This is a genomic window from Kitasatospora sp. NPDC004240, assembly GCF_053603215.1.
Genome location: NZ_JBSGFD010000030.1, coordinates 33,674 through 51,731, shown reverse-complemented (window position 1 = coordinate 51,731; position 18,058 = coordinate 33,674). Strand labels below are relative to the sequence as shown.

Annotated in this window: 15 protein-coding genes and 1 riboswitch; of the genes, 7 read left to right on the top strand and 8 right to left on the bottom strand. The window is 74.3% G+C overall.

The features are described 5' to 3' along the window. Nucleotides 1-54: 54 nt before the first annotated feature. Nucleotides 55-292: riboswitch (cobalamin riboswitch) on the top strand. A gap of 229 nt (nucleotides 293-521) precedes the next feature. Both metE and ACWEQL_RS11015 read left to right on the top strand, forming a co-directional pair. Beyond that, entirely contained in the window at nucleotides 522-2,831 is a 2,310-nt protein-coding gene (gene metE / locus ACWEQL_RS11020) for a 5-methyltetrahydropteroyltriglutamate--homocysteine S-methyltransferase (protein WP_452149917.1), read from the top strand. A 110-nt stretch (nucleotides 2,832-2,941) separates the two neighbouring features. After that, on the top strand, nucleotides 2,942-3,796 hold the full coding sequence (locus ACWEQL_RS11015; protein WP_452149908.1) for a hypothetical protein: 855 nt from the start codon (nucleotides 2,942-2,944) through the stop codon (nucleotides 3,794-3,796). 162 nt (nucleotides 3,797-3,958) lie between these two features. Here ACWEQL_RS11015 and ACWEQL_RS11010 read toward each other — a convergent pair whose 3' ends face one another. From ACWEQL_RS11010 to ACWEQL_RS10990, 5 genes are all read right to left on the bottom strand, one after another. Then, a complete protein-coding gene (locus tag ACWEQL_RS11010; protein WP_452149907.1) occupies nucleotides 3,959-4,174 on the bottom strand; it encodes a heavy-metal-associated domain-containing protein in 216 nt (71 codons plus the stop codon). 187 nt (nucleotides 4,175-4,361) lie between these two features. Beyond that, nucleotides 4,362-5,312 carry an NAD-dependent epimerase/dehydratase family protein gene (locus ACWEQL_RS11005; RefSeq protein ID WP_452149906.1) on the bottom strand — a complete coding sequence of 317 codons (951 nt, stop codon included), beginning with the start codon at nucleotides 5,310-5,312 and terminating at the stop codon, nucleotides 4,362-4,364. Nucleotides 5,313-5,387: 75 nt separating this feature from the next. Then, nucleotides 5,388-5,843, bottom strand: coding sequence for a pyridoxamine 5'-phosphate oxidase family protein (locus ACWEQL_RS11000; RefSeq protein WP_452149905.1), 456 nt, complete (start codon nucleotides 5,841-5,843; stop codon nucleotides 5,388-5,390). A gap of 80 nt (nucleotides 5,844-5,923) precedes the next feature. Beyond that, a complete protein-coding gene (locus ACWEQL_RS10995) occupies nucleotides 5,924-6,463 on the bottom strand; it encodes a helix-turn-helix transcriptional regulator (RefSeq protein ID WP_452149904.1) in 540 nt (179 codons plus the stop codon). A gap of 119 nt (nucleotides 6,464-6,582) precedes the next feature. Beyond that, the gene (locus tag ACWEQL_RS10990; protein WP_452149903.1) at nucleotides 6,583-6,993 is read right to left on the bottom strand and encodes a VOC family protein; all 411 of its coding nucleotides are present in this window, start codon (nucleotides 6,991-6,993) and stop codon (nucleotides 6,583-6,585) included. 157 nt (nucleotides 6,994-7,150) lie between these two features. Here ACWEQL_RS10990 and ACWEQL_RS10985 point away from each other — a divergent pair, with 157 nt between their 5' ends. The 3 genes from ACWEQL_RS10985 (at nucleotide 7,151) to helR (ending at nucleotide 12,586) form a co-directional block, all read left to right on the top strand. Then, complete coding sequence (locus ACWEQL_RS10985) at nucleotides 7,151-9,532, top strand: ATP-binding cassette domain-containing protein (protein ID WP_452149902.1); 2,382 nt, start codon at nucleotides 7,151-7,153, stop codon at nucleotides 9,530-9,532. A gap of 210 nt (nucleotides 9,533-9,742) precedes the next feature. After that, the gene (locus ACWEQL_RS10980) at nucleotides 9,743-10,186 is read left to right on the top strand and encodes a hypothetical protein (RefSeq protein WP_452149901.1); all 444 of its coding nucleotides are present in this window, start codon (nucleotides 9,743-9,745) and stop codon (nucleotides 10,184-10,186) included. A gap of 246 nt (nucleotides 10,187-10,432) precedes the next feature. Then, nucleotides 10,433-12,586 carry an RNA polymerase recycling motor ATPase HelR gene (gene helR / locus ACWEQL_RS10975; protein ID WP_452149916.1) on the top strand — a complete coding sequence of 718 codons (2,154 nt, stop codon included), beginning with the start codon at nucleotides 10,433-10,435 and terminating at the stop codon, nucleotides 12,584-12,586. 245 nt (nucleotides 12,587-12,831) lie between these two features. Here helR and ACWEQL_RS10970 read toward each other — a convergent pair whose 3' ends face one another. Next, on the bottom strand, nucleotides 12,832-13,794 hold the full coding sequence (locus ACWEQL_RS10970; protein WP_452149900.1) for a beta-ketoacyl-ACP synthase III: 963 nt from the start codon (nucleotides 13,792-13,794) through the stop codon (nucleotides 12,832-12,834). Nucleotides 13,795-13,891: 97 nt separating this feature from the next. On the opposite strand from ACWEQL_RS10970, the gene ACWEQL_RS10965 reads away from it, so the two are divergent. After that, complete coding sequence (locus tag ACWEQL_RS10965; protein ID WP_452149899.1) at nucleotides 13,892-14,500, top strand: TetR/AcrR family transcriptional regulator; 609 nt, start codon at nucleotides 13,892-13,894, stop codon at nucleotides 14,498-14,500. Nucleotides 14,501-14,590: 90 nt separating this feature from the next. On the opposite strand, the gene ACWEQL_RS10960 is transcribed toward ACWEQL_RS10965, so the two are convergent. Both ACWEQL_RS10960 and ACWEQL_RS10955 read right to left on the bottom strand, forming a co-directional pair. Then, nucleotides 14,591-15,376 carry an alpha/beta fold hydrolase gene (locus ACWEQL_RS10960; RefSeq protein ID WP_452149898.1) on the bottom strand — a complete coding sequence of 262 codons (786 nt, stop codon included), beginning with the start codon at nucleotides 15,374-15,376 and terminating at the stop codon, nucleotides 14,591-14,593. Nucleotides 15,377-15,491: 115 nt separating this feature from the next. Then, nucleotides 15,492-17,099, bottom strand: coding sequence for a serine/threonine-protein kinase (locus ACWEQL_RS10955; protein ID WP_452149897.1), 1,608 nt, complete (start codon nucleotides 17,097-17,099; stop codon nucleotides 15,492-15,494). Between the two features lie 335 nt (nucleotides 17,100-17,434). Here ACWEQL_RS10955 and ACWEQL_RS10950 point away from each other — a divergent pair, with 335 nt between their 5' ends. Then, nucleotides 17,435-18,013, top strand: coding sequence for a TetR/AcrR family transcriptional regulator (locus ACWEQL_RS10950; RefSeq protein ID WP_452149896.1), 579 nt, complete (start codon nucleotides 17,435-17,437; stop codon nucleotides 18,011-18,013). Nucleotides 18,014-18,058 lie beyond the last annotated feature (45 nt).

The following is an 18,058-nucleotide window of genomic DNA, read 5'->3' as shown; positions in this document are numbered from 1 at the left end:
TCCCGATCCGTGGACACCTCGTGGGATTCCCGTGCCGGGCCGCCGGATTGCCCCTATGCTGGCCGGGCAGCTGGTTCGCTCCTGTCCGCCAGACAGGCGCGTCGCAAGAGGGAACCCGGTGACGCCTTTCAACTGGCCAGTCCGGGACTGCCCCGCAGCGGTGAGCGGGAACGACCGCCGTCATACGCACTGGGCCCGCACGGGCCTGGGAAGCGACGGCCACTAGGAGTCCGCCCTTTCACGGGTGGACGGGCCCGCGAGTCCGAAGACCTGCCCGTTGCCCGTGCGCGACCGATCGCGCGCGGACCTCCCGGTGACCTCGTGGGCGGGTCGGCGTACACAGAAGGCGGAGTCCGGCACCTTACGTGCCCGGGCGGCCCGCCCGGTCCGTCATCCTTTGCGCCCTCGTCCCGTCCCCGGGAACATGAGGAACCAGACTCGCGAAGGAGAGTCCCTTGACCGCGAAGTCCACGCCCGCGCAGTCCACTTCGGCGCGGCCCGTACCCGCGCAGTCCACTTCGGTGCGGCCCGTACCCGTGCAGACCCGGGCCACCGTCCACGGCTACCCCCGCCAGGGCCGGGGCCGGGAGCTCAAGAAGGCCGTCGAGGGTTACTGGAAGGGCACCGTCACCGCCGCCGCCCTCCGCACCACCTCCGCCACCCTGCGCCGGGACAACTGGCGGCAGCTGGCCGACGCCGGCGTCCAGGAGGTCACCACCGGCGACTTCTCGCTGTACGACCACGTGCTGGACACCACCGTCGCCCTCGGCGCCATCCCCGCCCGCCACCGCGCCGCCGTCGCCGCCGACCCGCTCGACGGCTACTTCGCCATGGCGCGCGGCACCCAGGAGGCCGCGCCGCTGGAGATGACCAAGTGGTTCGACACCAACTACCACTACCTGGTGCCCGAACTCGGCCCCGACACCGTCTTCACCGCCAACCCGGCCAAGGCCGTCGGCGAACTGCGCGAGGCCCTCCTGCTCGGCCACACCGCCCGGCCCGTCCTGCTCGGCCCCGTCACCTACCTGCTGCTCGCCAAGCCCGCCCCCGGCGTCGCCGCCGACTTCCAGCCCCTCACCCTGCTCGACCGGCTGCTGCCCGTCTACGCCGAACTCCTCGCCGAACTGCGCGCCGCCGGCGCCGAATGGGCGCAACTCGACGAGCCCGCCCTCGTCCAGGACCGCACCCCCGCCGAACTGGGCGCCGCCGCCCGCGCCTACCGCGAGCTCGGCGCCGTCGAGGACCGGCCCAAGCTGCTCGTCGCCAGCTACTTCGATCGCCTCGGCGAAGCCCTGCCCGTCCTCGCCAAGGCCCCCGTCGAAGGCCTCGCCCTGGACTTCACCGGCCCCGCCGCCGCCAACCTGGCCGACCTCGCCGCCGCCGGGGGCCTGCCCGGCAGGCGCCTGATCGCCGGCGTCGTCGACGGCCGCAACGTCTGGATCAACGACCTGGAGAAGTCGCTCGCCACCCTGGCCACCCTGCTCGGCCTCGCCGGCACCGTGGACGTCGCCCCGTCCTGCTCACTGCTGCACGTCCCCCTCGACGCCACCGCCGAACGCGAACTCGACCCGCAGATCGCCCGCTGGCTCGCCTTCGCCCGCCAGAAGAGCACCGAGACCGCCCTGCTCGCCCGCGCCCTGCGCGAGGGCACCACCGCCATCACCGCCGAACTCGCCGCCAACCGCGCCGACCTCGCCTCCCGCGCCACCTCCCCGGTCACCCGCGACCCGGCCGTCCGCGCCCGCGCCGCCGCCGTCCCCGCGGCCGACACCCGCCGCCCCCAGCCGTACGAGGTCCGCACCGAGGCCCAGCGCGCCCGCCTCGGCCTCCCGCTGCTGCCGACCACCACCATCGGCTCCTTCCCGCAGACCGCCGAACTGCGCACCGCCCGCGCCGACCTGACCGCCGGACGGATCGACCGGGCCGCCTACCGCGAGCGCATCGAGGCCGAGATCCGCGAGGTCATCGCCTTCCAGGAGAAGGCCGGCCTGGACGTCCTCGTCCACGGCGAACCCGAACGCAACGACATGGTCCAGTACTTCGCCGAGCGGCTCACCGGCTACCTCGCCACCCGGCACGGCTGGGTCCAGTCGTACGGCACCCGCTACGTCCGGCCACCGGTGCTCGCCGGTGACATCTCCCGGCCGCAGCCCCTCACCACCGACTGGTACCGCTACGCCCAGGACCTCACCGACCGCCCGGTCAAGGGCATGCTCACCGGCCCGGTCACCATGCTCGCCTGGTCCTTCGTCCGCGACGACCAGCCGCTCGCCGACACCGCCCGCCAGGTGGCCCTCGCCCTGCGCGACGAGGTCACCGACCTGGAGGCCGCCGGCGCCGCCGTCGTCCAGGTCGACGAGCCCGCCCTGCGTGAGACGCTCCCGCTGCGCGCCGACGGCCACGCCGGCTACCTGCGCTGGGCCACCGAGGCCTTCCGCCTCGCCACCTCCGGGGTCCGCGCCGACACTCAGATCCACACCCACATGTGCTACGCCGAGTTCGGCGCCATCATGACCGCCATCGACGACCTCGACGCCGACGTCATCTCCCTGGAGGCCACCCGCTCCCACATGCGGGTGGCCGGCGAACTCGCCGAGGCCCGCTACCCCCGCGAGGTCGGCCCCGGCGTCTGGGACATCCACTCCCCGCGCGTCCCGGGCACCGAGGAGACCGTCGCCCTCCTGCGCACCGCCCTCGCCGCCATCCCCGCCACCCGCCTCTGGGTCAACCCCGACTGCGGCCTCAAGACCCGCACCTGGCCCGAGACCCGCGCCTCCCTCGACCGCCTCCTCACCGCCACCCACCACCTGCGCGAGGAACTCACCTCCTGACCCGCCCCCCTGTGCCCCGGCGGCCCGTGGAGGGGCCGCCGGGGCGCGGGGTCGCCTCCCGGCGGACGGTGTCCGGGGCCCGCGCTACGATGCGGCGGTTTGGAGGCCTCATGAGTTTCACCGTCCCGCCGCCCCCGTGCGACATCGCGGAACACTTCCCGGACCTGGTGCCGCATGCGCGGCCCACCACCCTGCTGTATCCGCGTGCCGGCGCCCCCGGCCGGCGGGAGAGTTCGCTCGGGGGACCGCTGCTGTGGCCGGCCGACGACCCGTGGCCGACGTGTGCCGCGCCCGACCACTACAACCCCGCGCGGGGGTGCGCGGTGGTGGGTCCGGACCCGGTGGCGATGGTGCCCGTGCTCCAGCTGTTCGCCCGGGACGTCCCGGCGCTCGCCTTCCCGGACGGTGCCGACCTGCTCCAGTTGCTCTGGTGCCCGCTGGTCCACTCCGAGCACGACCAGTGGTCACCGGTGCCCGTGCTCCGCTGGCGCGCCGCCGCGGAGGTGGCCGCCGGGCGGTTGCTGGACGAGGCGCCGCAGCCGTACGAGTCCGACGACGAGTACGTACCGCAGCCCTGCGCGGTGCATCCCACCGAGGCCGTCGAGTACCCGAACTGGGACCTGCCCGCGGACCTGGTCGAGCGGGTCGGGGAGTGGAGCGACGAGCTGGAGGAGACCGTGGGAGTCACCTACTTCGACACGTTCACCACCCATCAGAGCAAGGTCGGCGGCTATCCGGGCTGGACCCAGTCGCCGAGTTGGCCCCACTGTGCCTGCGGCCGGCGGATGGAACACCTCCTGACGATCTCGGCGAGCGAGTCCTGCGGACGGTGGCTCCCGGAGGAGGAGCGGACCGGTCCGCAGCGGGACAGCCACGGCATGGACATGGGCGATGCGGGCGGTGTCTATGTCTTCGTCTGCCGTGACTGCCCCGACTGGCCCACGATCCACCGGTACGACTGCTGACCCCGTGAAGGGGCCCGCCGGGGCGCGGGGGGCCGGCCGGGGTCGGTCGGTGGGTGTGACGCGGGTGTGGAGGGTGGGGGAGGCGGGGAACGGTGCCGCCCCGCCGAGTGGGGTCCGGCGGGGCGGCGGGCGGGCCTGTGGTGGGCGGCCGTGCGGCGGAGGTCAGATCAGGCCGGTGACGGTGAAGCCGGCGTCGCCGACCGCGCCGCGCAGCAGGGCCTCGTCGAGCGGCCCGGTGGAGGCCACGGTGACCCGGCCGGACGGGGCGTCGGCGGTGACCCCGGTGACCCCGGGGAGGGAGGACAGACCGGTGCTGACGGTCTTCTCGCAGTGGCCGCAGCTCATGCCGTCGACGGTGAGCACGGTGGTGATGGACATGGGGGTACCTCCGGTGGACGGAACAGGGGTACCGGCCGCGCCGCCGGGGGCACGTCCGGTGCGGACGTGGACCACGACAGCGCAAAGCCCGGCGGCGGCCCAGGGACACGCCGCACGGGTGCCACCATCGAGTGGACCCGGGAACCGATCGGGCCGTCCGTCCGACGGGGCCTGCCGGGACGGCGTCTCAGGCGCCCTTCGCCGCACCCGCGAGCCGCTCGCGCCACCACCGGACGGTGGCCCGGACCTGCTCCTCGACGGGCGTGGCGCGCACCGTGAACGCGGCCTCGTACGCGGCGGCGTCGATCACGAAGGGACGGTCGAACTGGTAACGGGTCTCCTTGAGTTCACGCAGCAGCGGCGAGAACAGCCCGGCCAGGCCCACGACCGGCGCCGGCAGCCGCTTGGTCGCCACCGGCCCGGTGCCCGCCTCGGCGGCGAGCCGGTCGACCATCGCGCGGATCGGTACGGCGGGCGCGGTCGGCACGTGCCAGGCGCGTCCCCAGGCCCGTTCCTCGCCCGCGACCTCGGCCAGCGCCCGCGCCACGTCCGGGAGGTACGTCCAGCTGTGCGGTGCCTCGGGGTCGCCGAGCACCGAGACGGACTTCCCGTCCAGCACCCGCGGTACGGCACGCGCGGCCAGGTGTCCGCCGTCGGTGACGCCGGGGCCGAAGAAATCGGAGGCGCGCACCTCGACCGCCCGGATCCGGCCCGCCTCGTGCAGCGCCCGCGCCTGCTCCCAGAGCGCCGCCCGGACCCGCCCCTTGGTCCCGGTCGCGGCGAGCGGCAGGTCCTCGGTGAGCGGGCGGTCCACCGGGCCGTAGCCGTACAGGTTGCCGAGCATCACCAGGACGGCCCCGGAGGCCTCGGCCGCAGCGCAGAGCGAGGAGCCGAGCGGCGGCCATTCGGCCGCCCAGCGGTGCAGCGGCGGCGCGGCGCAGCCGTACACCGCGGCGGCGCCCTTGACCGCCTCGCTCAGCCGGCCGGCGTCCGTCGCGTCCAGGGCGAGGTGCTCGATCCCCGGCTCGGCGGCGCGGCCCGCCCTGGTGACGACCCGTACCTCGTGCCCCTGCCCGGCCAGCAGCCGCGCGGTGGCCGCTCCGGCAGCCCCGTATCCGACAACCACATGAAAGCTCACGCCTCACACCCTAGCCTGACCCCGGCGTTGCTCCGACTGTCCGTCAACAGCTCCGGTCCGGGCGGTGGTTGCCGGTCAGCCGAGCCAGGCGCCGTCGCGCATGAGGTCACGGCCGCGGAGCTCGTCGGCCTCGCGCCAGGCCTGGACGCGTCGGGGGAGGATCCGGAAGTACTGGTAGGGCCTGTCCTCCTCGCGCGGGTCGAAGCCGGTCCGGGCGGCGAAGGCGTCGCCGGCCTCCTGGCCGAGCCCGGTGGTGTCCACCGGTTCGGCGGTGCCCTCGACGATGACGACGTCGCGGGTCGGGCCGAGGCTGAGGCGCACCCGGTCGTCGGCCAGCAGGTTGCGGCTGGTGACCGAGGTGAGCGGGGTGGAGATCAGGAACGCCGTCCCGTCCCAGAGGAAGGAGAGCGGGATGAGGTGGACACCGCTCTCGGTGCCCGAGGTCGCGACCCAGAGGTCGATGTCGCCCTCCAGCCTCGCGCGGGTGTCCCGCAGCCTCTCCTCCAGCTCACGGGGCGGCGTGCCGGCCATGTCTCCTCCAGTGCGTTTCGGTGGGTCGGGTCGGGTGGGGGTGGGCCGGGCCGCCGGTGTACGGCCCGGCCTTGGTTCCATCACGCTAGTCGGGGCTCGGCGGCCGGCGCTTCTCGAATCCTGACCGGTGCCGGGATCACCCGCGCCACCCGCGCCACCCGCGCCACCCGCGCCACCCGCGCCACCCGCGCCACCCGCGCCACCCGCGCCGCCGGCTCCGCCGCGTACGGCGGGACGCCCGCGACGGCGAGCGCCGGGTGGCGCGGGTACGCCTCGGGCGGGACGCCGACCAGCTCGGTGAAGCGGGCGGTGAACACGCCGGGCGAGGGGCAGCCGACCGCGCGGCCGACCTCACCGGCGCCGAGGCCGCCCTGCCGCAGCAGCGCCGCCGCGCGTTCGACGCGACGGGTCATCAGGTACGCGTACGGCGAGAGGCCGTACGCGAGGCGGAACAGGTGACCGAGCCGGCCGGGCGGCAGGCCGACGTCACGGGCGAGCGCCTCGACGTCCAGCGGCCGCGCGTACTCGCGGTCGATCCGGTCACGGACGCGGCGGACGCGCGTCAGGTCGTTCAGGTGCTGTGCCGCGGCGCGGGCGCGCGCCCATGCGGGGTGACACATGGAGGGGGCTCCTCTCGACGGTGCTCCGACGGGATGGGTGGGGAAGGAGGAAAGGCCGGAGGGGGCGGGCGGCGCACTGCCCGTCCGCCCCCTCCGTGGTCCGGTCACGGCCGGACCGGTCAGCGGACCTCCTGGAAACGGACCAGGTTGCCCGCCGGGTCACGGAAGGCGCAGTCGCGCACGCCGTACGGCTGGTCGGTCGGCTCCTGGACGACCTCGGCGTCGGTGGCCTGGATCTTCTCGAAGACGCCGTCGAGGTCCGGGGTGGCCAGCAGGATCCAGCCGTAGGTGCCCTTGGCCATCATCTCGGTGACGGTGCGGCGCTCGGCCTCGGTGATCCCGGGGTCGGCGGCCGGCGGCGCGAGCAGGATGGACGTGCCGGGCTGGCCGACCGGCCCGACGGTGATCCAGCGCATCTTGCCCTGGCCCACGTCGCTGCGGACCTCGAAGCCCAGGGCGTCGCGGTAGAAGGCCACGGAGGCGTCCGGGTCGAGGTGCGGCAGGGCCGTGGTGTGAATGGTGATGTCCATGGTGATCATGCTAGGGGCGGCCCCGCAGGCGGTGCTTCTCCATTCCTGACCGGTTTCGGCCCGGTCCGGGAATCGAGGCGCACCCGCGCCGCCCGCCGCCTAGGGTGACCCCCGGGGCGTACCGCGCCCAGTGGGACGGCGAGAAACGGGAGTGAGCATGGCCACGAGGACGGACCGGCAGGCGGCCGCGTCGCACGTTGCCGACAGCCACGAGGTGATCCGCGTGTTCGGCGCGCGGGAGAACAACCTCAAGGACGTCAGCATCGAGATCCCCAAGCGGCGGCTGACCGTGTTCACCGGTGTGTCCGGTTCGGGCAAGAGCTCGCTGGTGTTCGACACCATCGCCGCCGAGTCGCAGCGCCTGATCAACGAGACCTACAGCGCCTTCGTGCAGGGCTTCATGCCGACCCTGGCGCGGCCCGAGGTGGACGTCCTCGACGGCCTGACCACCGCGATCACCGTGGACCAGCAGCGGATGGGCGGCGACCCGCGCTCCACGGTGGGCACCGCGACCGACGCCAACGCGATGCTGCGCATCCTCTTCAGCCGCCTCGGTGACCCGCACATCGGCCCGCCGAGCGCGTACTCCTTCAACACCGCCTCGGTGCGGGCGAGCGGCGCGATCACCGTGGAGAAGGGCGACAAGAAGACGGTCAAGGCGACCTTCAACCGCACCGGCGGCATGTGCACCCGGTGCGAGGGCCGCGGCAAGGTCTCCGACATCGACCTGACCCGGCTGTACGACGACTCCAAGTCACTCTCGGAGGGCGCGTTCACCATCCCCGGCTACACGACCGGGGGTTGGAACTACCGGATGTACAGCGAGTCGGGCTTCTACGACCCGGACAAGCCGATCCGCGAGTTCAACGAGCGGGAGCTGCACGACCTGCTCCACCACGAGCCGATCCGGATGAAGATCGCCGGCATCAACATGACCTACGAGGGTCTGGTGCCGCGGATCCAGAAGTCGATGCTCGCCAAGGACAAGGAGTCGATGCAGCCGCACATCCGCGCCTTCGTGGAGCGGGCGGTCACCTTCACCACCTGTCCCGAGTGCGACGGGACGAGGCTCGCCGAGGGCGCCCGGGCGTCGCGGATCGGCAAGGTCAGCATCGCCGACGCCTGCGCGATGGAGATCCGGGACCTCGCGGAGTGGGTCCGGGATCTGGACGAGCCGTCGGTGGCCCCGCTGCTCGCCTCGCTGCGGCAGACCCTGGACTCCTTCGTGGAGATCGGCCTCGGCTACCTCTCGCTGGACCGGGCGGCCGGCACACTGTCGGGCGGCGAGGCTCAGCGCGTCAAGATGATCCGTCATCTCGGCTCCTCGCTCACCGATGTGACCTACGTCTTCGACGAGCCCACCGCGGGCCTGCACCCGCACGACATCCAGCGGATGAACGACCTGCTGCTGCGGCTGCGGGACAAGGGCAACACGGTGCTCGTCGTGGAGCACAAGCCCGAGGTGATCGCGATCGCCGACCACGTCGTGGACCTCGGCCCGGGCGCCGGTACGGCGGGCGGGACGGTCTGCTTCGAGGGCACGGTGGACGAACTGCGCGCCTCCGGCACGGTCACCGGCCGGCACTTCGACGACCGGGCCGGGGTGAAGGAGGGCGTCCGGAAGTCCACCGAATCGCTGCGGATCCGTGGCGCCAGGGCGAACAACCTGCGGGACGTCGATGTGGACGTCCCGCTCGGGGTGCTCACCGTCGTCACCGGTGTCGCGGGCTCCGGGAAGAGCTCGCTCGTCCATGCGTCGATATCGCCGGGCGAAGGGGTGATCTCGATCGACCAGAGCCCCATCCGGGGTTCGCGGCGGAGCAATCCGGCGACGTACACGGGTCTGCTGGAGCCGATCCGCAAGGCGTTCGCGAAGGAGAACGGGGTGAAGCCGGCGCTGTTCAGCGCCAATTCGGAGGGGGCCTGTCCGGCCTGCAACGGCGCGGGGGTGATCTACACGGACCTGGCGATGATGGCGGGTGTGGCCACCACCTGTGAGGACTGCGAGGGCCGGCGGTTCGAGGCGTCGGTGCTGGAGTACCGGTTCGGGGGCCGGGACATCAGCGAGGTGCTGGGGATGTCGGTGCGCGAGGCGGAGGAGTTCTTCGGCACGGGTGAGGCGCGTACGCCGGCGGCGCACCGGATCCTGGAGCGGCTGGTGGACGTCGGGCTGGGCTATCTGACGATCGGTCAGCCGCTGACCACGCTGTCGGGCGGTGAGCGGCAGCGCCTGAAGCTGGCCACCCACATGGGGGAGAAGGGCGGGATCTACGTGCTGGACGAGCCGACCACCGGCCTGCACCTGGCGGACGTGGAGCAGCTGCTCGGGCTGCTGGACCGGCTGGTGGACTCCGGCAAGTCGGTGATCGTGATCGAGCACCACCAGGCGGTCATGGCGCACGCCGACTGGATCATCGACCTCGGCCCCGGCGCGGGCCACGACGGCGGCCGGGTCGTCTTCGAGGGCACCCCCGCCGACCTGGTCACCGCCCGCTCCACGGTCACCGCCGAACACCTCGCGGCGTACGTCGGGGCCTGACCCGCGCCACCCGGTGAGGCGGGCCGGCCTCACCGGGTGGACACCGTCCTTGACAGGGCCGGTCGCGCGTCTGAGACTCGTCGCACCCGAAGCGCCCGCGGCCGGGCAGGGGTCTCGCCGACCGGCGGGACCGCGTCCGGCCGTGCCGTCCGGGGGTCCCACGAGGCCATGACCGCCAGGCACGGGCGGGGAGAACCAGGGCGATGAACCATGACCATCAGCACGCCGTCCGACGGCCCCGCCCGCCCGAGACCCGCCCGCCCGTCGGGCGCCCGCTGGCCCGGCGCCGTCCGCCGGCCGGGGAGTCCGGAGTTCGAGCAGTCGGCGAAGGACTGGCTGTTCGACCTGGCACCGGTGCGCTGGCGCCACGAGCAGGTGTTCCACCGCAACCCGCTGGAGCTGGCCTGCATGCTCCGGCTCCACCTGGACGCCGAGGTCCTCGCCATGCAGGCGGGACTGAAGGCCGTCCGCACGGCCCTGCTCGGGGCGCCGCGGCGCCCGGACGACGCCGAGACCATCGACGCGTACGTGCGGGAGCAGGCCTGGGCCAAGGCGGTGCGCGAGCAGGTCCGGCTGGTGGAGGACGCGCTCCGGCTGGCCTCCGGGAGCGCCGCCCGCAAGCGGGTGGCCTGGCGCATCGTGAGCGGGCCCTGAGGCCGGTCCTGGCCCCCGGTCGCCCCGGCCGTGAGCGGCCCCCGAGGCCCCGGCCAGCGCCCTGACGCCGCCTCACCGCTCGCCGGAAACGACGAAGGCAAGGCCGGAAACGACGAAGGCAAGGAGGGAATCCTCTCCTTGCCACTCTCAACTTATAGCGCACGGGGGGTCTTGCGGCAAGGCCCCCGTCGTCCCGCAGAATCACCGGGCTGCCCCAGTGACCTGCGGAAAGAGTGATGCGTGACCATGACCGACCTGACCCTCGGTGCCTTCGACCTCCCCGAGCACCTCGCCGCCAAGGCCGACCCGGCGCTGATCGCCGGAGACGAGCGGCACTTCGCGGCCGTCGCGGAGAGCCTCGACCGGGCGATCGCCGAGCTGGCGGAGCAGCTCGACACCGCGCGCCGGGCACCGGGCGGGCTCGGCCGGTCGGCGATGGACCGCGACCTGGAGGTGCACCGGCTGACCGGCCGGCTGCGCGCCCTGCGCCGCTTCGGCCTGGACCTCTGCCTCGGGCGCGTGGTCGGCGCGGACGGCGCCGAGCCGCTGTACATCGGACGGCTCGGCCTCACCGACGGCGACGGCCGCCGGCTGCTGGTCGACTGGCGTTCCCCGGCGGCCGAGCCGTTCTTCGCGGCGACCCACGCCGATCCGATGGGCCTGACCAGCCGCCGCCGCTACCGCTGGACCCGCGGCCGGATCGGCGACTACTGGGACGAGGTGTTCACCGCCGACGGCCTGGAGGGCCACGCCGCCCTGGACGACCAGTCCGCCTTCATCGCCAGCCTGGGCGCCAGCCGCTCCGAGCGGATGCGCGACGTGCTCTCCACCATCCAGGCCGACCAGGACGCCGTCATCCGCGCGGGCTCGCGCGGGGCCCTGGTCGTCGACGGCGGTCCGGGTACGGGCAAGACCGTGGTCGCCCTGCACCGCTCCGCCTACCTGCTCCACGCCGACCCGCGCCTGGGCCACAAGCGCGGCGGGGTGCTGTTCGTCGGCCCGCACCAGCCCTACCTGGCGTACGTCGCCGACGTGCTGCCCAGCCTCGGCGAGGAGGGCGTGCGGACCTGCACCGTGCGCGACCTGGTCGCCGAGGGCGCCGGGGCGGTGGAGGAGGCCGACCCGGAGGTGGCCCGGCTGAAGTCCTCCGCCGACATGGTGGTGAAGGCCGTCGAGGCGGCCGTGCGGTTCTACGAGGAGCCGCCCGCCGAGGGGATGGAGGTCACCACCGACTGGGCCGACCTGTGGCTGAGCGCCGAGGACTGGGCCGAGGCCTTCGCCGCCCCCGAGCCCGGCACGCCGCACAACGAGGCACGCGAGCAGATCTGGGAGGAACTGGTCGCGATCCTGCTGGACAGGCTCGACGACGAGGTGCCGCCCGAGGCGTTCGCCCGCTCGCTGCGCCGCGACGAGGAGCTGGTGAGCGCCCTCCACCGGGCCTGGCCGATGATCGAGGCGGCCGACCTGGTCGGGGACCTCTGGTCGGTGCCCGCCTACCTGCGGATGTGCGCGCCCTGGCTCACCCCGGACGAGGTCCGCGCGCTGCGGCGCAAGGAGGCCCCGCAGGCCTGGACGGTCGCCGACCTGCCGCTGCTGGACGCGGCCCGCCGGCGGCTCGGCGACCCGGAGTCGGCCCGGCGGCGGCTGCGGCACCAGGCCGCCGTCGCCGCCGAGCGCGCCCGGATGGCCGACGTCATCGACCACCTGGTCCAGGCGGACGACGACGGCGAGGGCGCGGTGACCATGCTGCGCGGACGCGACCTCCAGGACACCCTGATCGACGACGACGCCCTGCCCGGCGCCGACCCGGACCGGCTCGCCGGCCCGTTCGCGCACATCGTCGTCGACGAGGCCCAGGAGCTGACCGACGCCGAGTGGCGGATGCTGCTGCAGCGCTGCCCGTCCCGCAGCTTCACCATCGTCGGGGACCGCGCCCAGGCCCGGCACGGGTTCACGGAGTCGTGGCGGGAGCGGCTGGAGCGGGTCGGGTTCGACCGGATCACGGTGGCCTCGCTGAGCGTCAACTACCGCACCCCGGAGCAGGTCATGGCGGAGGCCGAGCCGGTGATCCGGGCCGTGCTGCCGGACGCCAACGTGCCGACCTCGGTGCGCCGCGGCGACGTCCCGGTGCTGCACGGACCGCTCGCCGACCGGGACGCGATCCTCGACGCCTGGCTCGCCGAGCACACCGAGGGGGTCGCCTGCGTCATCGGCGACCCGGCCTTCCGGGCCACCGACCGGGTCCGCTCACTCACCCCGGAGCTGTCGAAGGGCCTGGAGTTCGACCTGGTGGTCCTGGTCGACCCGGAGGCCTTCGGCGAGGGCGTCGCGGGCGCGGTCGACCGCTACGTGGCGATGACCCGGGCGACCCGGCAGCTCGTCGTCCTCACCGGCCCCTGACACCGGTCGGGCGCCGGGACGCGGCGCCGACCCGGGTGCACAGGGGGACCGGCGGCCTGTCGTAGGGCCGGCCGCCGGTGTCGGGCCGGGTGCGTTTCCGGCTGCGGCTCGGTCCAGGCTCAGGAGGGTCCCGGCCCACGACGGCCGTGGCTCAGGACGGGGGGCCCGCCGGGGCCGCCCGCAGCCGACGGGCCCGCCCCACCGGGGTGTGATCGCTGTCCGGCGTCTGCGGCCGCAGGGGACCGTCATGGGCAGGTGACGACCTGGCCGGCCCAGGAGAGGCCGCCGCCGAAGGACATCAGCAGCACCGGTCCGCCGGCGGGCAGGTCGCGGCGCTCGACCAGCTTGGAGAGGGCGAGCGGGATCGAGGCGGCCGAGGTGTTGCCGGAGTCGACGACGTCCCGGGCGACCACCGTGTGCTCCGGCAGGCCGAGTTGGCGCACCATCGCCTCGATGATGCGCAGGTTGGCCTGGTGGGTGACCACCCCGGCGAGGTCGGCCGGGGTGAGTCCGGCCCGGCGGCAGGCCTCGCGGGCGAGGGCGGGCACCTCGGTGGTCGCCCAGCGGAACACCGTCTGGCCCTCCTGGGCGAAGCGCGGCCGCCAGTCGCCGACCAGGCGGACGGCGTCCGAGCGGGTCGGGTCGGAGCCCCAGACGACCGGCCCGATCCCGATGCCGCCGCCGATGCCGCTACCGCCCTCGGTGGCGCTGACGATCGCGGCGCCCGCGCCGTCCCCGAGCAGGATGCAGCTGCTGCGGTCGGTCCAGTCGGTGACGTCCGACATCTTCTCGGCGCCGATGACGAGCGCGTGGCGGGCGGCGCCGGCCCGGACCGAGTGGTCGGCGGAGGCGAGCGCGGTGCAGAAGCCCGCGCAGCCGTTGTTGAGGTCGTACGCCACCGCGGCGGGGATGCCGAGGCGGCCCGCGACCTGGGCGGCGGTGGACGGGCAGCGGTCGATCGCGGTGCAGGTGGCGACCGTGACCAGGCCGATGTCCTCGGGCCGCAGGCCGGAGGCGGCCAGTGCCTTGGCCGCGGCCGCGGTGGCGAGGTCGGCGACCGACTCGTCCTCGGCGAGGTGCCGGGTGACGATGCCGGTGCGCTGGCGGATCCAGGCGTCGCTGGTGTCCACCATGTCCGCGAGTTCGTCGTTGGTGAGCACCCGTGCGGGCTGGTGGTGGCCCAGGGCGGTGATGGCGGATCCGGTCACGGCGGGTCTCTCCTCGGCTCGGTGGCAAGCGATGCCCGGAATATAGCAACCGATCGGTCGGAAGATAAATGGGCGTCAGCTGGCTAGGATGGAGCGCATGAGTCCACGCAAGTCCGCCGCCGAGGCCCGCAGAACGCGCGGGCGGATCATCGAGCGCGGGGTCGCGATCGCCTCCGTCGACGGCCTGGAGGGCCTGACCATCGGCCGGCTCGCCGCCGACCTGGGGATGAGCAAGGCCGGCGTGCTCGGCCACTTCGGCACCAAGGAGGCCCTCCAGCTGGCCGCCCTCGACGGCGCGGCGGCGACCTTCACCCGGTTGGTCTGGGAGCCCGCCGCCGACGAGCGGCCCGGCCTCACCCGGCTCCGGGCCGTCTGCGAGGCCTGGACCACCTACCTGACCGGGCCGGTCGAGGAGTTCCCGGGCGGCTGCCTCTTCACCACCGCGGCCGTGGAGTTCGACGCCCGCGACGGAGCCGTCCGCCGCTCCGTCGCCCGCCTGCTGACCCTCTGGCGCCGCAAACTCGTCGGCGAGCTCCGCACCGCCCTCCAGGCCGGCGAACTGCACTCCGACGCCGACCCCGAGCAGATCGCGTACGAGCTGACGGGGCTCCACCTGGCGCTCAATCAGGCCGTCCAGCTCTTCGCCGACCCGACGGCCCCCGACCGCACCCGCCGCGCCGTGGACCGGCTGCTCGCGCAGGGCTGAAGCGGGAGAGGGTTGAAGCGGAGCAGGACTGAGCCGCGTACGACCCGGTGAGGTCGTACGCGGCTCGACCGGTCGAAGTCGGCGGGCGCCCTAGCGGGCGAGGAACGGGCCGAGCAGCGCGGTGAGTTCGGCGGGTGCGTCCAGGGCGATGAGGTGGGCGGCGGTGGCGAACTCGACCAGGGTGGCGTCGGGGATCTCGGCGGCGTAGCGCCGGGCGATGTCCTGGAAGTCGGCGACGTCGAGCTTGCCGATCCCGACCAGGGTGGGGACGGAGACGGCGGCGAGGTCGTCGGGTGCGGTGCGCCGGGAGTGCTCACCGCGGCCGTCCTGATGGACCAGCGACATCCGGACCGGGCCGCGGAGCTCGTCGGCCAGCCCGGGGGCGACGTCCTCCCAGCTCCGGGCCGGTCCGCGCAGCCACATGTCCAGGTTGACGCGGACGGCGGTGTCCAGATCGCCGGTGTCGAGGGCCGCCGTCTCCGCCTCGTCGTACGCGATCATGTCCGCGGACCAGTCGTATCCCGGCCACGGCGGGGCGAGCAGCGCCAGCGAGTGCACCCGGTCGGGGTGGGAGAGCGTGAAGTCCAGGGCCACCCGGCCGCCCCAGGACGCGCCGACGAGCCGGACGCGGTCGTGGCCGAGGTGGTCCAGGAGGCGGCGCAGGTCGTCGGCCTCGCTGTACGGGCCGCTCGGGGGCGCGGATTCACCGAAGCCGCGCAGGTCGTACCGGATGACGGTGTGCCGTTCGGCCAGGTCGGGTACGACCGCGTCCCACATGTGGTGGTCGGCGACGCCGGCGTGCACGAGGACGACGGGCGGTCCGTCGCCGGTGACGACGTAGGAGAGGTGGCCGAGATCATCGGCGAGGTTGATCATCCGCAGATGCTCGCAGGACGACGACGCGTGTGCCACCGGATACCGCCCGCCCTGCCGGACCGGGCCCGGCCCGCTGACCGCTTCTACACCGGGGAGGGACCGTCGGGGTCGGCCGTCAGCCGTCCGTGCGGCGGTGGTAGTCGATGGAGACCTTGACCGGGCCGTCGCCGGGGGTGGTGGAGAGGACGCGGATGATCGCCAGGTCGCGGCCGTCCTGGGTGCGGAGGCAGAAGGCGCGGCCGGCGAGGGCGGGGAGGTCCAGCCGGGTGGCGGGGTGGGTCCCGAGGCCCCGGAGGCATTCGGCGGGTCCGAGCCGGGGGTCCTGGGCGATGAAGGCGTCGTTGTTGTCGGGGACGAGGAACTCACCCGCCGTACGGCCGACGAACCAGGCGGCCGTCTCCTCCGCGGTGACGGCGCCGGTCTTGAGGTCGAACTCGTAGCTGTGGTCGGGGGAGACCAGCTCCCGCGAGGTGTACACGGCGGTGTAGCCGGGTGCCGCGGCCGGTGGTGCGGTGGGCGTGGCGGAGGTCGAGGGGCGGTCGGTGGCCGCCGGGGCCGGCGCGGGGGCGGTGGGCGGGGCGGTCGCCGGGGTGTCCGGCGCGTAGTCGTCGTCCTCCGGGTCGCCGGGGAGGACGGCGTAGGTGCCGGCCGCTCCGAGGAGGAGGGCGAGCGCGGCGACGGCGGCGGTCCGGCGGCGGGAGCCCCGGCGGATGGCGGTGCGGTCCGCGCGGGGTTCCGGCGGGGCCGTCGGCACGGGTGCCCGGTCCAGCGTGGTGCGCGCCTCGGCGGGGGCCTGGGGGAGGTCGGCGCGGCGCAGGATCTCGGTGCTGACCTGCGAGGGCAGCCAGCCGTCGGCGTACCGGAGCCGTCCGCCGAGGGCGGGGTGGCGGTGGACGGCGTCGATCAGCCGGGCGGTGGTGGGCCGGTCCTCGGGGCGCTTGGCGAGGCAGTGTCGGATGAGGTCCTGGAGCGCGGGCGGGACGGCGGTGAGGTCGGGTTCCTCGTGGACGACGCGGTACAGCGCGCCGGAGTCGGGTCCGGCGCCGAAGGGCGGTCGGCCGCCGGAGATGTGGGCGGCCAGAGCGCCGAGCGCGAAGACGTCGGTGGCGGGGGTGGCGGGCAGGGCGACGGCCTGCTCCGGGGCCATGAACCCGGGGGAGCCGATGCGCAGCCCGGCGCCGGTGAGCGCGGTGGCGTCGGCGGCGCGGGCGATGCCGAAGTCGATCACGCGCGGTCCGTCGGCGGCGAGCAGGACGTTGGCCGGCTTGAGGTCGCGGTGGACGACTCCGGCGGCGTGGATCACCTGGAGGGCCTCGGCGATGCCGGCCAGCAGGAGCAGCGTGGTGCGCTCGGGGAGCGGGCCCTCGTGGTGGACGACCTGGTCGAGCGAGGGGCCGGGGACGTAGGCGGTGGCCAGCCAGGGCAGGGCGTCCTCGGTGCCGGCGTCGACGACCTGGGCGGTGTAGAGGCCGTGGATGAGGCGGGCGCTGGCGACCTCCTGGGCGAACCGTTGCCGGAACTCGGGGTCCTCGGCGAGCTCGGGCCGGACGACCTTGAGGGCCACCGGGCGGCCGCCCCGGGTGTACGAGAGGTAGACCCGGCCCATCCCGCCCGCGCCGAGCCGCGCGTACAGGCGGTATCCGCCGACCTCGACGGGGTCGTCGACGGTCAGCGGCCGGAAGACAGGGGCGGGCGCGGCGGCGGTGCGGTGGGGTGGGTGCATCGGGTGTGCTCTCTCGGCTGGATCGGGAGGAGGGGCCGGGGAGGGCCGGGGAGGGCGCTCCCGGGGTACGGGGACCCTCCCGCCGGCGTCCTGTGTCGACCGCGGGTGGGGCGTGGCGGGGCCGGGTACCGGGCAGTTTATAGATTCCGTCAGGATTTTCGACCCCCAGCCCTGTTCCGGCGGGGGAGGAGTGGGTGGAGTCCCGCTGCTTGAGGGTAGTTCGGACACGAAGACACTGCTCGGTGGCTAGGGTATGGCCGATCGGTGGGCGACTGAGGAATTGATCAGCGGGTGGTGCCGATCACGGGTGTCCCGTCCGAGTAGGGTGGTGGACCGTGGCCAGTCGCAGAACATCAATCCTGGAAGCGTCCGCGCGAGTGATCGCCCGGCGCGGGGTCCGCGGCCTGCGGGTCGAGGAACTCGCCGCCGAGGCGGGCGTGTCCACCGCGTTGATCTACTACCACTTCAAGGACCGCACCGGGATCCTCCGCCAGACGCTGGAGTTCATCAACGACCGCGCGGAGCGCTACACGACGGAGCGCGATCCGGCCGCGCCGCCGCTCACCCCGCGCGAGGAGCTCGACCACACCCTGCTGCTGGAGCTGCAGGACTCGGCGGAGGTGCGGGAGAACAGCACCGCCTGGGGCGAACTGCGGGCGAGCGCGGTCTTCGACGACGCGCTGCGCGAGGACCTGGCCAGGGCGACCCTGGTCTGGGTGCAGGAGATCGCCGAGCTGCTGGGGCGGGTGCAGCCGATGACCTCGGCGACCGCGCTGGCCTCGGCCGCCGAGCGGCTGACCGCGCTGCTGGAGGGTCTGAGCGTGCGGTGGCTCAGCGGGACGCTGCCGCTGAGCCATGCGCGGGCGCTGATGGCTGAGGCGATCCAGGTCGAGGTGGAGCGGCTCGGCCGCTGAGCGGGGCCGGGCGTGGAGGAGGGCCGGGCGCCCGGGCTGCCGACA

What these genes read in the sequence shown, in the direction of transcription:
- ACWEQL_RS11015 (WP_452149908.1), top strand. Translation starts at nt 2,942, where the DNA reads ATGAGTTTCACCGTCCCGCCGCCCCCGTGCGACATCGCGGAACACTTC.
- ACWEQL_RS10965 (WP_452149899.1), top strand. Translation starts at nt 13,892, where the DNA reads ATGAGTCCACGCAAGTCCGCCGCCGAGGCCCGCAGAACGCGCGGGCGG.
- ACWEQL_RS10985 (WP_452149902.1), top strand. Translation starts at nt 7,151, where the DNA reads ATGGCCACGAGGACGGACCGGCAGGCGGCCGCGTCGCACGTTGCCGAC.
- ACWEQL_RS10980 (WP_452149901.1), top strand. Translation starts at nt 9,743, where the DNA reads ATGACCATCAGCACGCCGTCCGACGGCCCCGCCCGCCCGAGACCCGCC.
- ACWEQL_RS11010 (WP_452149907.1), bottom strand. Translation starts at nt 4,174, where the DNA reads ATGTCCATCACCACCGTGCTCACCGTCGACGGCATGAGCTGCGGCCAC.
- helR (WP_452149916.1), top strand. Translation starts at nt 10,433, where the DNA reads ATGACCGACCTGACCCTCGGTGCCTTCGACCTCCCCGAGCACCTCGCC.
- ACWEQL_RS10995 (WP_452149904.1), bottom strand. Translation starts at nt 6,463, where the DNA reads ATGTGTCACCCCGCATGGGCGCGCGCCCGCGCCGCGGCACAGCACCTG.
- ACWEQL_RS10960 (WP_452149898.1), bottom strand. Translation starts at nt 15,376, where the DNA reads ATGATCAACCTCGCCGATGATCTCGGCCACCTCTCCTACGTCGTCACC.
- ACWEQL_RS11000 (WP_452149905.1), bottom strand. Translation starts at nt 5,843, where the DNA reads ATGGCCGGCACGCCGCCCCGTGAGCTGGAGGAGAGGCTGCGGGACACC.
- ACWEQL_RS10990 (WP_452149903.1), bottom strand. Translation starts at nt 6,993, where the DNA reads ATGGACATCACCATTCACACCACGGCCCTGCCGCACCTCGACCCGGAC.
- ACWEQL_RS10955 (WP_452149897.1), bottom strand. Translation starts at nt 17,099, where the DNA reads ATGCACCCACCCCACCGCACCGCCGCCGCGCCCGCCCCTGTCTTCCGG.